This is a genomic window from Gordonibacter pamelaeae (genome assembly GCF_003340385.1).
GTDB lineage: Bacteria > Actinomycetota > Coriobacteriia > Coriobacteriales > Eggerthellaceae > Gordonibacter > Gordonibacter pamelaeae.
In genome coordinates, this window is the sequence record NZ_PPTS01000022.1 from 1 (window position 1) to 1,582 (window position 1,582).

The following is a 1,582-nucleotide window of genomic DNA, read 5'->3' on the forward strand; positions in this document are numbered from 1 at the left end:
CTCTCCTAGATAGGCGTTTGCGCAGTTAGCCGGACGTTTTGCAATGCGGCATACCCCCTGTTTTGATTCACGGCCAGGGGGTATGCCGGCTTGTCGGCGTGCTCGGATGAGTTCGCGGGCAGGCTCCGCCACGCCCTCCGTGCCCGCTCGCAGGCTCATCCGGACGGCTCGATATACCTATGACCGGGAAGGTTATATTTTGGAAGGCGCTAGGCCAGCGGCGGCAGGCCCCTCTCCTCCCGATCCCGGTCGACGGCGCCGATCGTCAGGTCGAGCCTGCCGTAGGGCACCTCCTCGATGCCGAGCGCGTCCATGAGGGCGGCCGCGGCCTCCGGGTCGGCGGCCTCGAGCATCGCCGTGGGCGACAGGCCCATGAGGGAGGGCCTCGGCTCCGAGTTGAGCTGGCTCATGACGACGGCCAGATCGCGGCCGTCCAGGTCGTCGAAGGAGATGCCCCGGCCCTTGGGCAGGAGCTTGCGGAGCTCCACGTGGTTTCGCTCGCATCCTCCCTTCTGCTGGGACGCTCGCACGTCGCAGCAGTAGACTTTAGTCCGGGCCGTCCCGTGGAAGGCCGAGCGCTCGAGGGCCTCCGTGTCCGAGAACTCGCACCCGTTGTCCGTGAGGACGAGCCCGAACAGGCGCTGGAAGAGGGGCTTCCCGATCGCTCTTTCCAGCATGTCGAGCGCCGCGGCAACGGCGCTCGACGTCTTCTCGGGCAGAAGCAGGCAGACCTGGACCTTGCAGGGCCTCGAGTAGAGGGTGAGGATGCACTGCGAGTCCTTGGACAGCCCGATGACCGTGTCCATCTCGGCAGCCCGCGCCCGCCCTTCCTCGGGGAGCGCCGAGAACGCCTTGTACGACCTCTCCGGGCCGTGGGAGGTCGGCTTGGCCGCGGAGGGCTCCCTCCTGGGCTTGTAGCCGACCTTGCGGCGCAGCTCGGCGTCGGACATGCCGGCGTAGCCCGCCGCTATCCAGCGGTATATCGTCGTGGGGTGAACCTTGAACCGGTCGGCGCGGCCGCAGGCTATCTGGGCGGGCGAGAGGCCCCGGGCCACGTCCGACCTGATCGTCGCCATGGCCCGCTCGAAGTCGTACTCCTTGGCGTTCACGCCCCTGCGCGCCCCTGACAAGAGCCCGTCGGCGAGCGTCTGGGCGCGCGCCGCCGAGTACTCGCACCGGAGGGCCTTGCCGCATCCGTAGCGGCGGTGCTGGCAGCCGTTGCAGGTCCAAGGCCACGCCTGCAGCCGCGCGCAAGCGTCTTCCGGCGCATCTCCGGCCCGCTCGCCCTTGCCCGGGCCCCGGGCCACCGTGCGGTTGCGCTTGGCCTCGTCGGAGATCGAGGCGGGCGAGCGCCCGAGGTCGCGCGCGACGTCGCGGGCCGAGGGCCTCCTCTTCCCGAGCTCTCGTTCGATGGAGGCCCGCTCCGACCTCGTGAGCCTGAGTAGCGCTTCTGCTTCCTCTCTGCCATGATCCTTGCCCCTACGCGGCCGCCCCCTTCGGGCCCGCCCTCGGACAAGGATTCTCGGACTCAACCGTACGCGTTCGGCTAACTTCAAGAGGAAAGGCAAAGTGTTCGGATCAA

General features: G+C 68.7%; 1 protein-coding gene. It reads right to left on the minus strand.

Translation table 11 applies throughout. The annotated features are described in order from the left end of the window. Positions 1-209: 209 nt before the first annotated feature. Positions 210-1,307: an IS30 family transposase gene (locus C1877_RS15025; protein ID WP_181813868.1), complete on the minus strand. Its 1,098-nt coding sequence runs from the start codon at positions 1,305-1,307 to the stop codon at positions 210-212. Between the last annotated feature and the right edge of the window lie 275 nt (positions 1,308-1,582).